A 17,648-nucleotide genomic window follows, 5' to 3' on the forward strand; every position below is an offset into this window, starting at 1 on the left:
ATGCTTCCGTTCGTCCCCGCGTTCGTTCCCAACCTGCTGCAGGTCGCCCCGTTCGTGCTGGCCTTCGCCCTCGCGTGCGCGAAGCCGCTGCGGCTCCATCCGGGGCCGTTCTACCTGGCATGGGCGGTCCTGTGCGCGCTGGTCGCCTGGTTCGATCCCGTTTTCGCCTCGCCCGCGCTCGACGCGGCCGTGCAGTTGGCCACGTCGGCCTACACGGGCGTCTGCCTCTACTTCGTCGTGATGTTCGCGGGCGCGCTCGACCGCACGCCGTGGGTCAAGCGCCTGCTGTCCGTCCGCTCGGAGCTGTCCGTCATCGGCGGCATCGTCATCGCGGCGCACCTCGTGCGCGTCGTCGGGTTCTTCACGCTGTCGCTGACGCCGATGTGGGAGCGCGTCTGGGGCCAGCCGACGGCCTCGCTCATGTTTGCGGCGGCGGTGATCGTGGGCGTGCCGCTGACGCTGACGTTCCTCGTGCCGTGGATCACCTCGTTCAAGGTCGTGCGCAGGCGGCTGTCGGCGAAGGCATGGAAGCGCACGCAGCTGCTGGCGTACCCGTTCGTCATCCTCATGGCGGCGCAAGGGTTCCTGCTGGCGGTGGGGCACGCGCTGTACGGCTACCCTTATGACGGGCTGGCCGCGTCGGCGGCGTTCGCAGCCGATCCCGCCGGTTGGCTCGCTACCTTCGCGGGGCAGGTGGCCACCGCCTGGCTGTACCTGGCGCTCGGAGCGGGCTATGCGGTGCTGCGTCTGCGCAAGCGCGCGCGGGACAGGGCGCGCCGCGCGGCCGCGCTCGCAGGGTAGGACGAGAGGCGCCCCGGCTTCCTGTTCGGCGCACGCCGTCGGAAGCGCGGTCGTTGGGTACGGCAGGCGTTCCCTCCACGTGGCTTTTTGGCAGGATATTCCCCTATTGGCAAGCCTGCTCGGATCTGTTCATGCCATGCCTGTCTTCGCGAGCCTGCGACCTGGCTGTTCTCCGAAAGCTTCCGACATGCAAGACGCGCTTTCCTCATCCGGCTTGCCAATAGGGGAATATCCTGCCATTTCGATCGATCTCGCCGGAACAGCCCACCGTCTGCGTCTGCGCATCCGCATCTGATGATTCTCCGATCTTCGCGCCGAGCGGCCCTCGTTTCCGGTATCCTGAGCGTTCGCGACAATTTCAATCGAACAGAGCGCAAGAGAGGCTTCATGAAGATCAACCATGCGATCCTGCACGTTTTCGACTTCGTGTCGTGCGTCAACGTGTACGCCCAAGAGGAGCTCGACCTTTCGAGCAAGAACGCCAAACGCTATGTGACGAGCCACGCGAAGAAGGCGCTCGGCAACATGGACAGCAAGCGCGGCGAGTTCGCCGAGAACAGCATGTTCGCCGAGGAGCTGCGCAGCTACTTCCGCGGCCAACGCGAGTTCGTCGACCTGTCCGTCCAGGTGGCCGAGTACATCGTCGGGGAGCTGGGGCGCATGGAGAAGACCGAGTCCGCCGACCTGCTGGTGCTCGACTTCGAGGCCGACCCCGACAACACGGTGCGGGAGATGACCGACGAGGAGGCCGAAGCCGCCTACGAGGCGCGCGGAAAGCGCTACTTCGCGTTCATGCTGCTGGAGGCCAAGCAGGCCTACATGCACGAGGTGGGCTACGGCGAGAGCGGCGCGCAGCGCAACGACATCGCGCGCCATCACGCCATCCTGCCGAACCCCTCGCAGAAGGTGCCGTCGTTCGCGGTCATCGAGTCGAAGACGCTGTCGGTGTCGTTCAGCGACAAGGAGCGCACCATCGCCGGCGAGAACCGCTGGCTCATCCCCGACGGCCTGCTGCAATGCTCGATGGAGGCATCGAGCAAGGAGGTGTTCGACACGGTGACGCGCATCGTGGAGGAGGTCGCCGAGGAGTACGGCGCCAACTCGGCCGTTGCGGTGTCGAAGGCGAAGAGCTACGTGGCCGAGAACGCTGCGGAGTCCGACGAGCTGGCCCCGTGGGATCTCGGCGAAGAGGTGTTCGACGACGAGCCGCTGCAGAAGCGTTTCGAGGAGGCGCTCGCCGAGGAGGCGCTGCCCGAGCGCGTCGTGGTGGAGAAGAGCGTGGCCAAGCGCGTGGCGAAGAACCACAAGATCCGCACCGACACGGGCATCGACATCACGTTCCCGGCCGAGTACGGCGAGAACCCCGACTTCATCGAGTTCGTGAGCGGCCCGAACGGCCTCATCAACATCGAGCTCAAGAACATCGGCCGCATCGAGAACCGCTAGGGCGGAAAGGCGGCATCCGTCATTCGCCGCGCGGGGCCTTCGCGCTTCCGCGCGGCGGCCCCGTGTGAGACAATGGGGCGAACCATTCAGAACAGGAGCAACCCGATGGCAGAATTCATCTACCAAATGTACCAGGCGCGCAAGGCGCACGGCGACAAGGTCATCCTCGACGACGTGTCGCTGTCGTTCTATCCGGGCGCGAAGATCGGCGTGGTGGGCCCGAACGGCATGGGCAAGTCGACGCTGCTCAAGATCATGGCGGGCATCGAAGAGGTTTCGAACGGCGAGGCGCGCCTCTCGCCCGGCTACACGGTGGGCATCTTGCAGCAGGAGCCGCCGCTCGACGAGGACAAGACGGTCATCGAGAACATCGAGCAGGCGTTTGGCGAGGTCAAGGCCAAGATCGACCGCTTCAACAAGATCGGCGAGGAAATGGCCGAGCCCGACGCCGACTTCGACGCGCTCATGGCCGAGATGGGCGAGCTGCAAGACGCCATCGACGCGGCGAACGGATGGGACCTCGACAGCCAGCTGTCGCAGGCCATGGACGCGCTGCAGTGCCCCGAACCCGACATGCCCGTGAACGTGCTGTCCGGCGGCGAGCGCCGCCGCGTGGCGCTGTGCAAGCTGCTGCTGCAAGCCCCCGACCTGCTGCTGCTGGACGAGCCCACCAACCACCTTGACGCCGAGTCGGTGCTGTGGCTCGAACAGTTCCTGCGCACCTACCCCGGCGCGGTGCTGGCCGTCACGCACGACCGCTACTTCCTCGACAACGTGGCCGAGTGGATCTGCGAGGTGGACCGCGGCCAGCTGTTCCCCTACAAGGGCAACTACTCCACGTACCTCGAGACGAAGGCCGCCCGCCTGGAGGGCCAGGGCCAGCGCGAGGACAAGCTGGCGAAGCGCCTGCGCTCCGAGCTGGAGTGGGTGCGTTCGAGCCCCAAGGCGCGCCAAGCCAAGAGCAAGGCCCGCATCGAGCGCTACGAGCAGATGGCGGCCGAGGCGCGCTCGTTCGAGAAGACGAGCGTGTCCGACATCACCATCCCCGTGCCGCCGCGCTTGGGCGCGAAGGTGATCGAGGCGAAGCACCTGCACAAGGCGTTCGGCGACCGCGTGCTCATCGACGACCTGTCCTTCACGCTGCCGCAGGGCGGCATCGTGGGCGTGATCGGCCCGAACGGCGTGGGCAAGACCACGCTGTTCAAGACCATCGTGGGGCTCGAGCCCCTCTCGGGCGGCGAGCTGGAGATCGGCGAGTCGGTGAGCATCTCCTACGTCGACCAGAACCGCGAGGGCATCGACCCGAACAAGAAGCTGTGGGAGGTCGTGTCCGACGGCCTCGACTACATGAAGGTGGGCGACCAGGAGATCCCCAGCCGCGCCTACGTGGCCAGCTTCGGCTTCAAGGGCCCCGACCAGCAGAAGCCGGCCGGCGTGCTGTCGGGCGGCGAGCGCAACCGCCTGAACCTGGCGCTCACGCTCAAGCAGGGCGGCAACCTCCTGCTGCTCGACGAGCCCACGAACGACCTCGATGTGGAGACGCTCGAGAGCCTGGAGGAGGCGCTGCTGGCGTTCTCGGGCTGCGCCGTGGTGGTCAGCCACGACCGCTGGTTCCTCGACCGCATCGCCACGCACATCCTGGCGTGGGAGGGCACCGACGAGAACCCGGGGAACTGGCACTGGTTCGAGGGCAACTTCGAGTCCTACCAGAAGAACCGCATCGAGCGCCTCGGCGAGGAGGCCGCCAAGCCCCACCGCGTCCATCGCAAGCTCACCCGCAACTAGCGCATGTCCCAAACGGGGACAGTCCCCATTTGGGACATTCTGACGAGGCCCCGGGATCCCGGGGCCTCGCTGCGCTTCAGGACGGGCGCGCTACCAGCGCTTGAGCGTGGGCAGCAGCGCTCCCATGAACGACACGGCCTCGTCGCGCGTGATGTGGCACGTCTCGGCCATGCCCGGCGCGCAGCGCTCGATGAGCTCCTCGAGCGTCTCGTCCCGGATGAACGAGCCGTCCGCGTAGCACCACGAGCAGAACTCGCCCGACGGCGAGCCGTCCGCCTCGGTGCCGTGGTCCTTCTCCTGGAAGAACGGCATGCCGCAGCTCTGGCAGAAGTCGCCGTCGGGCATCTCCAGCAGCAGCGTGACGGGCACGTCGCAGGTGGCGGCGATGAGCTTGCACATGTCGATGCCGGGCGAGGTCTCGCCGTTCTCCCAGCGCGAGACGGCCTGGCGGGTGACGAAGAGCTTGCGCGCAAGCTCTTCCTGGGTGAGGTTGCGTTCCTTGCGGATGCGGATGAGGGCGTCTCCGATGACCACGGGGGTTCCTTTCGTCGGATGGATGCGGCGCGACCATTGAACCATGCGAGCGCGCCTGCCGTAAAGAAACAAAGCGTTGCGGCGGGCGGTCACGGGCGTTTCCGGGTATGATGGCACGACGAGACGGAGAAGCCTGCTGAGCGGTCGTGCGCGACCGAGAAGGAGACGAGAGATGTACGTAACCTGCCTGGATCTGGAAGGCGTGCTGGTGCCGGAGATTTGGATCGCGTTTGCGGAGGAGACCGGCATCGCGCAGCTCAAGCGCACGACGCGCGACGAGCCCGATTACGACAAGCTCATGAACTACCGCCTGGACATCCTCAGGCAGCACGGCCTGGGCCTCGTGGAGATCCAGGAGACCATCGCGCGCATCGACCCGCTGCCGGGCGCGAAGGAGTTCCTCGACGAGCTGCGCGCCACGACGCAGGCCATCATCATCAGCGACACGTTCACCCAGTTCGCCCAGCCCCTCATGGAGAAGCTGGGCTGGCCGACCATCTTCTGCAACGAGCTGGAGGTGGCCGACGACGGGTCCATCAGCGGGTTCCGCATGCGCTGCCCGGAATCCAAGCTCACCACGGTGCGCGCGCTGCAGTCGTGCGGCTTCGACACCATCGCGGCGGGCGACAGCCATAACGACCTGGGGATGATCCGCGCCAGCAAGGCGGGCTTTTTGTTCAAGAGCCCCGACTCCATCAAGGCCGACAACCCCGATCTGCCGGCCTTTGAGGAGTACGACGAGCTCATGGCCGCCATCGCGGGGGCCCTGGCTTAGGGGGAGAGCTTCGCGTAGCGCATCGAGCAAGGGGCGGGCTTCGGCGCGCCCCTTTCCGCGTGTGTGTCGATTCGACGAACGACTGGCGGGGCGGAATGCTTCAAAACGGTGACCGCCCGGCTCCTCGTGGTAGTATGTTCCGGTTCGAGCGAACCAACACACGATCGAGGAGACAGACGTGCCATACAAGGTGAACGAGCCGGTGGGAGAGCCGAGGCGGGTCATCGACGACGAGCAGCTGAAGCGGATGATGGCGAACAACCAGCCGAGCTTCTTCGAGCGCAACCGCTACCGTATCGTCACGCTCGCGCTCATCGCGATCAACGTGCTCGTGTTCGCGGTCGAGGTGCTGCTGTCAGGCATGCGCGTCGACATCTCCACGCGCACCCTCGTCGACATGGGCGCGATGTACGCGCCGCTCATCCAATCGCCGGCCGACCTGTACCGCTTCGTCACGCCCATGTTCCTGCACATGGACCTCATGCACCTCGGCTTCAACATGGTGGCGCTGTTCAGCGTCGGCGAGGTGCTCGAGCGCGTGCTGGGCAAGGGGAACTACCTCGCGCTGTACTTCATCGCCGGCATCACGGGCAACGCCGTGTCCTACGCGGCCGACGTGGTTCTGGGCACCGGCGCGTCCGTGAGCGCCGGAGCTTCCACCAGCGTGTTCGGCCTGTTCATTGCCGTGGCGCTGCTGGGGTTGCTGCACAAAGGGAACCGCTCGTTCTTCGCGCAGTACAGCAAGAGCATGCTCGCGGTGATCGGCATCAACGTGGTGTACACGCTGCTCATGCCCAGCATCTCCGTGAGCGGGCACCTCGGAGGCGCGCTGGGCGGCCTCATCGCCATGTTCATGATCCCCGCGAAGAACCTGCGCGTGCCGACGCCCGTGCGCATCGTCGTGGCCATGCTGTGGGCGGCGGCGCTCGTCTGGCTGCTCGCGTCGCAGGGAGTGCTCGGTGTCTAGCGAGCGCCGCGCCGCCGGTCTGCGGCCGGCTCAGCTGCTGGCGGTGGGAGGCATGCTGTTCTCGATGTTTTTCGGTGCGGGCAACCTCATCCTGCCGCCGCTGCTGGGCCTGCAGGCGGGCGGCGCGGCTGTACCGGCCATGACGGGTTTCCTCGCGGCGGGCATCGGGCTGCCGGTGCTCGGCATCGTGGCGGTTGCCGTGTGCGGCGGCGTGCGCGAGCTGGCCGGGCGCGTGAGCCCGCTGTTCGCCTCGGTGTTCATCGGGCTCATGTACCTCACCATCGGGCCGTTCCTCGCCATCCCGCGCACCTCCTCGACCGCCTTCGAGATGCTGAAGCCCTTGCTGCCCGCAACCGACGCGGCGGGTCTCGACATCGCGGCGATCGCGTTCTCGGCGGCGTTCTTCGCCGTCGCGTTCGCGTTGGCGCTGCGGCCCGGCCTGCTGTCGCGCGTGCTCGGGCGCTTCTCCGCACCGGCCCTCATCGCGCTCATCGTGCTCGTGGTGGGCGCCTCGCTGCTGGGCGGCGCAGACTTCTCGTCGCAGCCGCACGCGCCCTATGACGCGAGCCCCGTGTCGCACGGCTTCCTCACGGGGTACCAGACCATGGACCTGCTTGCGGCGCTGTGCTTCGGCATCGTGGTGGCTGCGAACGTGCGCGAGCTGGGCGTGCGCGATCCGAAGCGCGTGGCGGGCTCCATCTCGGGCGCGGGCCTCATCGCCGGCGCGCTCATGATGGCGATCTACTGCGGGCTGGCGTTCGTGGGCGCGACGATGGCGTCCTCGATGCCCGACGCGGCCAACGGCGCGTCCATCCTCACCGCGTCGGCGAGCGCGCACTTCGGCGCCGCGGGCACCGTCATCGTAGCGGCCATCTTCCTGCTGGCGTGCCTCAACGTGTGCACGGGGCTCATCTCGTGCTGCTCGGAATACTTCTCCGAGGCCTTCCCACGCATCCCGCTCCCTGCATGGGCGGCGGCGTTCGCCGTGTTCAGCTGCGCGGTGTCGCTCGTGGGGCTCGACGCCATCCTCGCGTTCTCGGCACCTCTGCTCGGCGCGCTCTACCCGCCGGCCATCGTGCTCGTGGCGATGGGGCTCGTGCGCAGGCGCTGCGATAGGTTGCCGCGCATGTGGCCGTGGGCCGTGCTGACGACGGCGGCCTACAGCGTCGCCGTCGGGTTGCGCGACGCGTTCGCCCCGGGGCTCTGGCTGGCTCTCGACGCCCTCCCATTCGCCGATGCCGGCCTCGGATGGCTGCTGCCCGCGCTCGTAGGCGCCGCGATCGGCGCGGCCTGGTCGTTCAGGGAGCGCAAGCGCCTCGTGCGGCGGGCGTAGAACGCGAAGCCGGGATAGCCTGCCGTAGGGGCAGGTTCGTCTCCTGTCGGGCTGCAACTGCGAAAACCGATCAGGCGTTTTAGGCGGAGTGACCTGCCCCTGTTGGGCCTTGCGGCCCCGAACCGCCCGAACATCCTTCGAAATCAGGCGAAATCCGCTATTGCTTCCGCCCGTGGGGAAGGAGGCAGAATGCTCCTTGGGGAAAGGGGCCGATGCGGCATCGCCGCTGCGAAAGGCGCCCTTCCGAGAAGAACAAGGAGAAGGGAGACGCATGAAGATTCGGAAAAAATGGCTTGCCAGCGGGCTCGTCGTTGCGGCAACGGCAGGTGCGCTCGTGGCCGCCGGCTGCGCCCCGCAGGCGCAGGAAAAGGCCGCGGGTTCCAGTGGGACGGACGTAGAGCCTATCAGCGCGGCTGAGTATGATTTGTACGATCCGGTTGTGAAGACGCTTGAGAACGGCGTGACAATCCAGCGAACGCCGAGCGAGGACGTTTCCGCGTCGAGCGACGCGACGGCGGTGTACCACCATCCCGACGAGAACGTGCCGTACAACACCTACTTCCTCAAAGCCGACGCAAAAGGCTGCAACGCGTGTCACGAAGACCTCGCGAAAACCGTGGCCAATATGCCGTATGGGCATGTGGAGCTGCAGAACACGCTCGGCGTGGAGGTTACCGTGGACATGTGCTTCGCCTGCCACACCGAGAGCGGCGCGACGACCAACCAGAAGTCGTTCGGGACGCTGATCCACGGCATCCACGAAGAGACCGGCTACGCGGAGTGTCAGAACTGTCACAACGCCACGAACGACGGCTCAGGTATGCAGCTTTGGGATGCGGTGAAGCATCAGCAGCTCCGCGGATTCACCGATATTGCAGAGGGTGACATGGAAGAGGGCTTCTCGTACCGCACCGATGAGACCATCGGCCAGTCCGACCTGTTCGATGTGACGTGGCTGCACTACGATGCCGTCGATTACGAGATCTGGGATCACGTGAAGAACGACGATCCCTTGGACCAGCAGATGTTCGAAGATTGGACGCTCACGTTCTCAGGAGAGGTGGAGAAGCCGGTTACCTTCAAGCTGACCGATTTGATTGCGGAGGCTCCCGTCGAGACGAAGGCCATGAAGCTCAACTGTCTGGCCAATCCTATAGGCGGCCCGCTCGTCGGCCAGGTTGAGGTCACCGGCATACCGCTGAGCTGGCTGCTCGACCGGGTCGGCATGACCGATGCAGCGAACGTGCTGCGCGTGGTGTCGAGCGGTGGAAAGGGCTACGGCTCCGCTCGCGAAATCGACCACTTCATCGAGCAAGAGGCTATGATCGTCTATCAGATCGACGGCGAGCCTCTTTCGTGGCTGCACGGATACCCCTGCATGCTCATGTCGGGCGGCGTGGCGGCGGATGCCGACATCAAATGCTGCTCCGACTTCATCCTGCAGTCGGGAGAAGATTCGGCGCGCTCAGAGGGGAAGGTCGATTACAGCGGAAACTACTACGGCAAGCCGGGCGTTGGCGTGTTCGGCGTGTATGAAGGCCAGATCGTCGAGGTAGGAGAGCCTTTCACGGTTCGCGGTTATGCCGATGGGTGGAACGAGTCCATCGCTGCGATGGAGATATCGCTTGATCGTGGCAAGACGTGGAAGCGCTTCGATACCCCCGACACCTCAACGCTGAATTGGGTGACGTGGGAATACACTTTCACTCCAACCGAGGAGTCGGCCTATTGCATAGCGGTTCGCGCGGTAAGCGAGACGGGGCGTGTCACCACGATCGCACCGTACACCGGTCGAGACGAGTCGGCGGCTCCTGTGGAGAAGATGATCGTGGCGAAGAACGATGTGTCGGCATACGAAAGCGAGGCGAAGTAACCGTGGAGCAGAGGATGAGAAGGATCGCAGGCGTTGCGGGCTCGGCCCTGATGTTGGGATCGATGGGAGCGGGCGCGACGTTGGCTTTCGCCCAGGAGACTGCCCAGCCAGAGATAGCCGCCGTCGATGCATCGCAGTTTGGTGGCGCGCGGAAAACCGTTTCGAACGTCGAGGGAGCGTTTTCTTTTGATCAGGATACCCTCGCTTCGAAAGACGCTATCGCGCGAGCGCTCGGCAAGGCGAGCGCGCGTCTTTGTGGTTCGAGCTTCGCGGAGACGGCACACCGTGCGGAAGGGAGTAGGCCTGCAGGAGCGTGGATCATCTCGATTGGCGGGGAAGTGGAGAACGCTTTCAGCGCCACGCTGAATGAGCTTGCCGAAAAAGGCGCGCAGCATGTCGTCATGGGATGCTCGTGTGGCGGGAATCCTGCCGGCGGGACGGCGAGCGCGAACGCCGAAGTGGAGGGCGTCCCTCTACAGACGATACTCGAGACGGCGCGGCCGAACGAAGGTGCCAATACGATCGTGTTCACGTCTTCCGACGGTTACGAAGTGGCGCTGCCGCTGTTCTACATGCGGCATCATTATGCGCTGATTGCGAGCACCTTGAACGAGGCTCCTCTCGAAGACTCGATAGGCGGCACCAACCAGCTGTGGCTCGGATCGACCTCCGCGTTCTATTTCGCGCGCGATATCGTATCCATCGACATCGAGACGCGCCAAACCCCTCCTCCTGTTCCTGGAACCGAAGAAGCTGAGCGTGCTAACCTGCCGAACGTCAGTGTCACCTATGGCGGCGAATCACGATGATTGCGCACATGAACGGACGCGTGGGACATCCCATGCGGTTCAAGGGGTCGGCTTATGATTTCGGTCACGCCATCGTCGCGATCCAATTCTCGCTCGACGATGGTGCCACCTGGACCACGTACGAAACTCCCGAGACGAACGATTTTCAAAATGTGGGATGGACGTTTGATTACGCTCCCGAGGAGCCGGGATGTTACGTCTTGAAGGTTCGTTCGGTGAACGATGAGGGCGCGGCGAGCCCCGAAGCCGCGTTCGCGGAATTCACCGTCGCGTGACATGGACGCGCCTGGGACACTTTCGCGCGTCCCAGGCGCAACTCTATCGTGCGGGCCTCACCGGCGCACAGAACCGGTAGAGCAGGTTCTCGCCGATGTTGAAGAATCGCGGGTAGCGGCAAAGAACCTCGCCGAACACGTCCCCTGCCAATTCCAAATGTTTCTTATGTGCGTAATCGGCCATACGGATCAGTCGATCGGTGTCCAGCTCTTGACCCGCGTCGTCGTACGCTCGATCCAGGTACAGCGTGAGGTGCTCACCGCCGGGCAACGGCTCGGAGTCCTCGAAACAGGCTCCGAACGATTCGTTGACGAAGGCGAAGATGTGCTCTTTGGAAGGCTCGCGCTCTTCGACGCTGTCTTTTGGGATAAGGACGCCGAGGTCATGGAAAAGGGAGTGAGGATAGCCTCGATCGTATACTTCCTGACGCGCGTGCCGCATTGCCCATTCCCATTGCTCGGCGGTGCTCGACGAAGCCCCCGCACGCAGTTTTTTCGGGTCGGGAACTTTGAATTTGACGATATGGCGCACGGGAAGCATCTCAAGCATGATCTGATCGATGATCGGTTTATCCAGATAGGTTGCGCAGCTTTCGACAAGGCCTTCCGCCGCCTGACGAGCTATGGCGAGCTCGCGTTGCTGCTCTTTTATCGCTTCGAGCCGCTCGACGGCCTCCTGTTGGAGATAGCCCATATCCTTGAGCTCGTCGATGCGGCTTATCTCGTTGAGCGAGAACCCTATTTGCTGCAATTGAAGGATCATGTCCAACTTGGTCGACTGCTGGATATCGTAGTAGCGCCGTCCCGTCGCCTCGTCGACGTATTTGGGGATGAGGATCCCCTTCTCCTGATACACGCGCAACGCCTTCTCGGAAATCCGGTTCGCTTTCGCCATCTGGCCGGATGTCAGATATTCCATCCCCTCGCCCCGTTCGTATTTCGGTCGTTTCCCCTTGGGGCTTGCAGCCCCTTTGCTCTTCGGGCCATTGTATATCATCTGCATTCCGTGCCTGGGACGAACGGGGCGTCTCGCGTGCGCATGGCGAAGGGCGCGTGCAAGCGTGGTCACCTCGCGTGCGCCCGCCCGCGCTAGCTCTGCGGCTTCAGGGGGCCGTAGAAGTACGAGGCGGTGGCGCCGCCGTCCACGAGGCCACTTCACCGCTTCGGCCATCACGCGCTTCTCGTTGCAGCGCTTCGCCAGCTGGTAGGCGTGCAGCGTGTAGACGATGTTCTCCGGTTGGAGGATGTCCAGATCCAGCAGCTCTTCGGCAGGCGTGGTGGCCAGCAGCTCGTCGACCTCGGCGCCGAGCGCGGGCATGCGGTGTCCCGACTGGCTCGAGATGGTGACGCCGGCGCCGTCCCGCTTGACGACCTTGCCCACCTCTTCCAGCAGCATGGCGGTGCCGTAGAGGTCGACCGCGAGGATGGCCTCGACAGGAGCTTGGCTGGGCGAGACGCCCGTCGCGTTCACGAGCATGGCACGATGGTCACGCCGTACCCCATGCGCCGCGCGATGGCCAAGCCGATCTGGCCGGCGCCGGTGAGTATCATCACGTCGTTCATGCCGTGCTCCTTAGGTTTCGTCCTTCGATGTCGCCGAGGAGCATACGGCTTGGAGCCGACTCCGAGTCAAGAGGCATTTTCGGAGCCCGCGCGCCCGTGCGGGCGGGCAGACGCGCGGGCTCCCGTCCCGCTACAGCCCCAGGCCCTTCGCCACGTTGGCGATGAAGTCCTGGACGTTCGTCACAATGCCGCGGGAGGCCAGCGAGCCGCGGTCGATGAGCTTGTTCACGGCGAACTCGGCGATGTCGACGCAGTAGAAGTACACCTGGCGTACGGTGCCGTCCTCGAGCACGCGGTACGACGGCGTCATGTTGCCCGTGGCGATGGTGTGCAGCATGGTGGCCATGCACACGACGGTGGTGGCTTTGCGCAGGTGGGCGCGCATGGCGTCCTGCGCCTCGTAGGCGTTGCCCAGCACGCACGGCAGCGGGCCGTCGTCGCGGATGGAGCCCGCCAGCACGTAGGGCACGCCCTTCTTCTCGAGGGCGTGCATGATGCCGCTCGTCACCTGCTCCTCCTCGATGAAGCGCTCGATGGAGCCGTACGGCCGCACGCGGTTGATGGTGTCGAGGTGGTTGTAGTGGCCGAGCGGGCGGTTCTCCTGCGTCTCGATGTCCTGGCCGAGCGCGGTGTGGAAGTAGGAGCCCTCCAGGTCGTGCGTGGCCAGCGCGTTGCCGGCGAACACCGCGTCGGCGTACCCGGCCTCGATGATCTTCGAGAACGCCGTGCGCGAGAACCCGTTGAACGAGAACGCCGGCCCCATGACCCACACGATGTAGCCGTGCTCTCGCTCGTGCTTCAGCAGCTCGTACAGCTCGTCGTATTCGCGGGAGAACGCGGTCTCGCGCGAGCGTCCCAGGCGGAAGGCGAAGTTGTCGGCGTGCCTGCCGGCGTCGGCCAGCTCGCCCTCGTCGTCCGGCGCGGCGTCGAACCCGTTCGTGTGGACGTAGATGCCCTGCGCGCCCGACTCGGTGCGCCCGAACACGATGGCGTCGCCTGCGCGGATGTGGCGGAACTCGCGAACGAAGATGCGCCCGTTTTCGAAGACGGGCACGCAGTCCATGCGGCTGTCCTCCGCGAGCAGCCACGTGCCGTCGATCTTGAAGTACTCGGGGTAGATGCTCATGGCGTGGTAGCCCTCGGGCGCCACGCCGTCCTTCGGCGCGGGGAGCAGCAGGGCGTCGGGCGCGCCGGCCAGCGGCTCGCGGTCGAAGTCGGGCGCGGTGTAGGGGTTCAGCGCGAAGCTCATGGGCGGCCTTCTTTCTGAAACGTCTCTCTCGGAGGGCGATTATAGCAGGAGAGGGGGCATCCGCACCGCAGGCGCTCGTACGCCCGCCGCCCGGGGTGTCGCGGGGAGCGCGCGGCAGCGGGGCGCACGCCGATGCCCCCGTCCCCTGGCGTTTTGGGCGCGAATCGGCACCCCTGCCGATCTCGAATCGCTTCCTGCCTGCCGTGCGGTTCGAATGATGAGCAAAACCCCTGACGGCATTGATTCTCGGCGCGTTTCGAGGCTCCGCGATCCCTCGAAGATTGTCAGGGGTGCCGATTCACGCCCGGAAACGCGATGCAACCTTGCGGCGGGCCCCGGCGGAGAAGCCCGAAGCCGACGAAGAGCCGCCCGGCCCCGTGTTCTTTTCCGTTCCGGGGCGTTCGGGCGGGCGGCTCGGGTAGAATACGCTTTCGAACAACGATTCCAGACTCCCGGAGGCCTTTCCCCATGGTTGAACGCGCGCAGGATGCAACGACCGAGCCCGTCCCGTCCGTCCCGCCCGACGGCGAGGGCGCGTTCGCGCACGGCTCGCTGGGCCGGCTCGCTCCCGCTTGGTGGGAGCCAGCCGAGGGCGAGCCCGAGCCCGAGCCGTGGCTTTCGCCCGACGCGGCGCTCGACCGCTTCCTCGACTGGACGCGTGCGCGCGGCATCGAGCTGTGGCCCCACCAGGAAGAGGCGCTCATGGACCTCATGGTGGGCGACCACGTGATCCTCGGCACGCCCACGGGCTCGGGCAAGTCGCTCGTGGCTCTGGGAATGCAGTTCATGGCGCTGGCCACGGGAAAGCGCTCGTACTACACAGCGCCCATCAAGGCGCTGGTCAGCGAGAAGTTCTTCAGCCTCGTGGAGGTGCTCGGCCGCGAGAACGTGGGCATGATCACGGGCGACGCGCACATCAACGCCGAGGCGCCCGTCATCTGCTGCACGGCCGAGATCCTGGCCAACCAGGCGCTGCGCGAGGGCGAGGCCGCCGACGTAGGCTGCGTGGCCATGGACGAGTTCCACTTCTACGGCGATGCCGATCGCGGCTGGGCGTGGCAGGTGCCGCTGCTCACGCTGCCGAAGACGCAGTTCCTTCTCATGAGCGCCACGTTGGGCGACGTCAGCGCCATCGCGGCGTCGCTTAAGGAGCGCACGGGCACGGACGTGGACGTCGTCGCCGACGCGCCGCGCCCGGTGCCGCTGTCGTACGAGTACGTGGAGATGCCGCTCGAGGGCACGGTGGAGCTGGCCTTGCGCAAGGGCGAGGCGCCGCTGTACCTCGTGCACTTCTCGCAGGACGCGGCGCTGGCCACCGCGCAGGCGCTGTCGAGCTACGGCGTGGCCTCCAAGGAGCAGCGCGAGCTCGTCAAGGAGGCCGTGAAGGGCACGCGCTTCACCACGGCGTTCGGCAAGACGCTCAAGCGCCTGCTGGCGAGCGGCGTGGGCGTGCACCACGCGGGCATGCTGCCGCGCTACCGGCTGCTCGTGGAGAAGCTGGCCCAGCAGGGCCTCCTGCCCGTCATCTGCGGCACCGACACGCTGGGCGTGGGCATCAACGTGCCCATCCATACCGTGGTGCTCACGCAGCTCACGAAGTTCGACGGCTACAAGATGCGCCGTCTGCGCGCCCGCGAGTTCCATCAGATCGTGGGCCGCGCGGGGCGCTCGGGCTTCGACACCGAGGGCATGGTGATCGCCGAGGCCCCTGAGCACGACATCGAGAACGCGAAGCTCATGGCGAAGGCGGGCGACGATCCGAAGAAGATCCGCAAGGTCAAGAAGAAGCAGCCGCCCGAGGGCTTCGTCACCTGGAACAAGCAGACCTTCGAGCGCCTCATCGCGGCGGTGCCCGAGACGTTGAAGCCGCGCATGAAGATCACCCACTCTATGGTGCTGTCCGAGGTGGTGCAGGGCGGCGACGCGTACAGCCGCGTGCGCCGGCTCATCGAGGACTCGGCGCAGACCGCCGAGGAGAAGGCCGCGCTCGTCGTGCGCGCCGACGAGATATTCGAGACGCTCGTGAACGCCGACGTCATCGAGAGCGTCGAGGGCGAGGACGGGGGCACCGCGTACGTGACCACGGTCGACCTGCCCGAGGACTTCGCGCTCGACCAGCCGCTGTCGCCGTTTCTGCTGGCGGCGCTCGAGCTGCTCGACCCGGAAAGCGACACGTACGCGCTCGACGTCATCTCCATGGCCGAGGCCACGCTGGAGAACCCGCGCCAGGTGCTGCGCGCCCAGGAGCGCGCCGCGCGCGACCGCGCCATGCAGGACATGAAGGCCGACGGCGTCGAGTACGAGGAGCGCCTCGAGCGCCTCGCCGAGATCACGTACCCGCGCCCGCTCGAGGAGCTGCTGGACGCCGCGTTCGAGCGCTACTGCGCCGACGTGCCCTGGGCGCGCGACTTCCAGCTGGAGCCGAAGTCGGTGCTGCGCGACATGCTGGAGGGCGCGTCCGACTTCAAGGGCTACGTGCAGCGCTACGGCATCGCGCGCTCGGAGGGCACGCTTCTGCGCTACCTATCCGACGCCTACCGCGTGCTCGACCGCACGGTGCCCGAGGCCTTGCGCGACGAGCGGCTCGCGGACGTCATCGCGTGGCTCGGCTTCGTCGTGCGCTCGGTGGACTCGAGCCTCGTGGACGAGTGGGAGAGCGCCGGCTCCGCAGCCGACGCCGCGCCGCCGACGGCGGACGACGTCGTGGTGGCCGACCGCCGCGGCCTCACCGTGCTCGTGCGCAACGCGCTGTTCCGGCGCGTGCGGCTGGCCTCGCAGGGGCGCGCGGCGGAGCTCGGCAAGCTCGACCAGGAATGGGGCTGCGGCGAACCGCGCTGGCAGCGCGCGCTCGACGCCTACTTCGAGGTGCACGAGGCCGTCCAGATCGACGCCGACGCCCGCTCGATGGCCTACCTCGCCATCGACGAGGCGGACGAGGCGACCGACCGCGTGTGGCACGTGCGCCAGATATTCAGCGACCCTGAGGGCGACCACGATTTCGCCCTCGTCGCCGACGTCGACCTCGACGCCACCCAGGAGGAAGGCGAGGCGGTGTTCAAGAGCCTCCGCGCAGGCTTCGTGGAGGACCTGGAGGCGGAGTAGCTCGCCCGATGCGCGGCTTCGCCTCGCCTCCCGCGCGCCGCGGACATGTTCCGGCGCGCGTCTCCTCGAAAGCGCGGCAGGGTGCGACTGCCCAGGATCCCCCCCAACTTGTCCCAAAGGTGCCTGTCCCCTTTGGGACAGGTTTGCTCCATCTCTCGTCCTCAACAATATTTTGAACCGTTCGCCCAGGTCTTCGCTTCGCTGACTTTTTGCCATACTGAGCATTTCGGTGCTGCGTCGCTGTGGCGAGGCGGCCGGAAGGTTAGGTGCGACGGGAGGAAACGGATGGGGAAGACCGGGAGAGGGGCGCGCATCGCGCTGCTGCTCGCCGTGGCGCTGCTTTCGTGCGCGTTGGCGGGCCTTGCAGGGTGCGCGGGCCCAGGCGACGACAAGGGAACGGCGTCGAGCGGCGAGACGCTGCGCGTGGGCGTGCGAAGCGACGTGGTGGGCTTCGGCTACCTCAACGAGGGCACGGGCAAGTACTACGGCCTCGAGATCGACATCGCGAACGAGATGGCCGCGCGCATGGGTTACGGCGCGGTGGAGTTCGTGAGCGTGCTGCCCGAGAACCGCAAGGACATGCTGCAGAACGGCGAGGTCGACTGCCTCGTGGCCTGCTATTCCATCGCGGAATCGCGGCAGAAGAACTTCGACTTCTCGCCCGCGTACTACTCCGACGACTCCATCGTCATGGTGGAGAACAGCGCGCTCATCGACGGCGTCGACGCGCTTGAGGGCAAGACGCTCGGCACCATGTCGGGCTCGAACACCGCTCCGCAGCTCGTGATCAAGCTGACGGAGGCTGGCTTCACGTCCGGCGAGGCCCTGTCGGCCAACGAGGACAACTCCGACGTCGCGTTCGACACGTTCCATCTTGTGCAGCTCGCGTCGTACCAGGATCTCAGCAAGGCGCTCGAGGAGGGCACGATCGACGCTGCGTGCATGGACGGCAGCATCGCCAAAACGTACTTGAACGACGATCGCAGCATTCTCGATTTCACGATCGACACGCAGGAGTACGGCGTCGCCACGCAGAAGGACTCCGCGCTCAGCCAGCCGGTTTCCGCCGCTGTCCAGGGCATGCTCGACGACGGCACCATCGCCCGGCTGACGGACAAATGGGACTAAGGGGGCGC

14 protein-coding genes are annotated in these 17,648 nt (G+C 66.0%); 11 read left to right on the plus strand and 3 right to left on the minus strand.

Annotated features, from left to right (window positions below; genetic code table 11):
• From C1A15_RS09690 to ettA, 3 genes are all read left to right on the plus strand, one after another.
• A complete protein-coding gene (locus C1A15_RS09690; protein ID WP_101722373.1) occupies window positions 1–801 on the plus strand; it encodes a ferric reductase-like transmembrane domain-containing protein in 801 nt (266 codons plus the stop codon).
• Between the two features lie 387 nt (window positions 802–1,188).
• Window positions 1,189–2,247 (plus strand): nucleoid-associated protein, encoded by a 1,059-nt coding sequence (locus C1A15_RS09695; RefSeq protein WP_101722374.1) that lies wholly within the window; start codon window positions 1,189–1,191, stop codon window positions 2,245–2,247.
• 105 nt (window positions 2,248–2,352) lie between these two features.
• Window positions 2,353–4,032 carry an energy-dependent translational throttle protein EttA gene (gene ettA / locus C1A15_RS09700; protein WP_101722375.1) on the plus strand — a complete coding sequence of 560 codons (1,680 nt, stop codon included), beginning with the start codon at window positions 2,353–2,355 and terminating at the stop codon, window positions 4,030–4,032.
• A 90-nt stretch (window positions 4,033–4,122) separates the two neighbouring features.
• Here the strand turns inward: ettA and C1A15_RS09705 are convergent, their stop codons facing one another.
• Window positions 4,123–4,566 carry a zinc ribbon domain-containing protein gene (locus C1A15_RS09705; RefSeq protein ID WP_101722376.1) on the minus strand — a complete coding sequence of 148 codons (444 nt, stop codon included), beginning with the start codon at window positions 4,564–4,566 and terminating at the stop codon, window positions 4,123–4,125.
• Window positions 4,567–4,738: 172 nt separating this feature from the next.
• Between C1A15_RS09705 and thrH the strand changes: the two genes are divergently transcribed.
• The 6 genes from thrH to C1A15_RS09735 all read left to right on the plus strand — a co-directional run bounded on the left by thrH (window position 4,739) and on the right by C1A15_RS09735 (window position 10,598).
• Window positions 4,739–5,341 (plus strand): bifunctional phosphoserine phosphatase/homoserine phosphotransferase ThrH, encoded by a 603-nt coding sequence (thrH, locus tag C1A15_RS09710; protein ID WP_101722377.1) that lies wholly within the window; start codon window positions 4,739–4,741, stop codon window positions 5,339–5,341.
• A 178-nt stretch (window positions 5,342–5,519) separates the two neighbouring features.
• Entirely contained in the window at window positions 5,520–6,308 is a 789-nt protein-coding gene (locus C1A15_RS09715) for a rhomboid family intramembrane serine protease (RefSeq protein ID WP_101722378.1), read from the plus strand.
• Window positions 6,301–7,641 (plus strand): branched-chain amino acid transport system II carrier protein, encoded by a 1,341-nt coding sequence (gene brnQ, locus C1A15_RS09720; protein WP_101722379.1) that lies wholly within the window; start codon window positions 6,301–6,303, stop codon window positions 7,639–7,641. Before C1A15_RS09715 ends, brnQ begins: the two co-directional genes overlap by 8 nt.
• 271 nt (window positions 7,642–7,912) lie before the next feature.
• Window positions 7,913–9,514: a molybdopterin-dependent oxidoreductase gene (locus C1A15_RS09725; RefSeq protein WP_101722380.1), complete on the plus strand. Its 1,602-nt coding sequence runs from the start codon at window positions 7,913–7,915 to the stop codon at window positions 9,512–9,514.
• A 2-nt stretch (window positions 9,515–9,516) separates the two neighbouring features.
• Complete coding sequence (locus tag C1A15_RS09730; protein WP_101722381.1) at window positions 9,517–10,323, plus strand: molybdopterin-dependent oxidoreductase; 807 nt, start codon at window positions 9,517–9,519, stop codon at window positions 10,321–10,323.
• An 8-nt stretch (window positions 10,324–10,331) separates the two neighbouring features.
• On the plus strand, window positions 10,332–10,598 hold the full coding sequence (locus C1A15_RS09735; protein WP_245864991.1) for a molybdopterin-binding protein: 267 nt from the start codon (window positions 10,332–10,334) through the stop codon (window positions 10,596–10,598).
• A gap of 43 nt (window positions 10,599–10,641) precedes the next feature.
• On the opposite strand, the gene C1A15_RS17125 is transcribed toward C1A15_RS09735, so the two are convergent.
• Together C1A15_RS17125 and C1A15_RS09750 are read right to left on the minus strand one after the other, a co-directional pair.
• The gene (locus C1A15_RS17125) at window positions 10,642–12,075 is read right to left on the minus strand and encodes a MerR family transcriptional regulator (RefSeq protein WP_219618189.1); all 1,434 of its coding nucleotides are present in this window, start codon (window positions 12,073–12,075) and stop codon (window positions 10,642–10,644) included.
• Between the two features lie 216 nt (window positions 12,076–12,291).
• Complete coding sequence (locus tag C1A15_RS09750) at window positions 12,292–13,410, minus strand: putative NPN-dependent ornithine cyclodeaminase (RefSeq protein WP_101722384.1); 1,119 nt, start codon at window positions 13,408–13,410, stop codon at window positions 12,292–12,294.
• Between the two features lie 468 nt (window positions 13,411–13,878).
• On the opposite strand from C1A15_RS09750, the gene C1A15_RS09755 reads away from it, so the two are divergent.
• Both C1A15_RS09755 and C1A15_RS09760 read left to right on the plus strand, forming a co-directional pair.
• Window positions 13,879–16,512, plus strand: a complete 2,634-nt coding sequence (locus C1A15_RS09755) for a DEAD/DEAH box helicase (RefSeq protein ID WP_101722385.1) — start codon at window positions 13,879–13,881, stop codon at window positions 16,510–16,512.
• 285 nt (window positions 16,513–16,797) lie between these two features.
• The gene (locus C1A15_RS09760; protein ID WP_101722386.1) at window positions 16,798–17,640 is read left to right on the plus strand and encodes a transporter substrate-binding domain-containing protein; all 843 of its coding nucleotides are present in this window, start codon (window positions 16,798–16,800) and stop codon (window positions 17,638–17,640) included.
• Window positions 17,641–17,648: the final 8 nt, after the last annotated feature.

The sequence above is a fragment of the Eggerthella timonensis genome (assembly GCF_900184265.1).
GTDB classification, from domain to species: Bacteria; Actinomycetota; Coriobacteriia; order Coriobacteriales; family Eggerthellaceae; genus Eggerthella; species Eggerthella timonensis.

What these genes read in the sequence shown, in the direction of transcription:
- C1A15_RS09690 (WP_101722373.1), top strand. Translation starts at nt 1, where the DNA reads ATGCTTCCGTTCGTCCCCGCGTTCGTTCCCAACCTGCTGCAGGTCGCC.
- C1A15_RS09695 (WP_101722374.1), top strand. Translation starts at nt 1,189, where the DNA reads ATGAAGATCAACCATGCGATCCTGCACGTTTTCGACTTCGTGTCGTGC.
- ettA (WP_101722375.1), top strand. Translation starts at nt 2,353, where the DNA reads ATGGCAGAATTCATCTACCAAATGTACCAGGCGCGCAAGGCGCACGGC.
- thrH (WP_101722377.1), top strand. Translation starts at nt 4,739, where the DNA reads ATGTACGTAACCTGCCTGGATCTGGAAGGCGTGCTGGTGCCGGAGATT.
- C1A15_RS09725 (WP_101722380.1), top strand. Translation starts at nt 7,913, where the DNA reads ATGAAGATTCGGAAAAAATGGCTTGCCAGCGGGCTCGTCGTTGCGGCA.
- C1A15_RS09735 (WP_245864991.1), top strand. Translation starts at nt 10,332, where the DNA reads ATGAACGGACGCGTGGGACATCCCATGCGGTTCAAGGGGTCGGCTTAT.
- C1A15_RS17125 (WP_219618189.1), bottom strand. Translation starts at nt 12,075, where the DNA reads ATGCTCGTGAACGCGACGGGCGTCTCGCCCAGCCAAGCTCCTGTCGAG.
- C1A15_RS09750 (WP_101722384.1), bottom strand. Translation starts at nt 13,410, where the DNA reads ATGAGCTTCGCGCTGAACCCCTACACCGCGCCCGACTTCGACCGCGAG.
- C1A15_RS09755 (WP_101722385.1), top strand. Translation starts at nt 13,879, where the DNA reads ATGGTTGAACGCGCGCAGGATGCAACGACCGAGCCCGTCCCGTCCGTC.
- C1A15_RS09760 (WP_101722386.1), top strand. Translation starts at nt 16,798, where the DNA reads ATGGGGAAGACCGGGAGAGGGGCGCGCATCGCGCTGCTGCTCGCCGTG.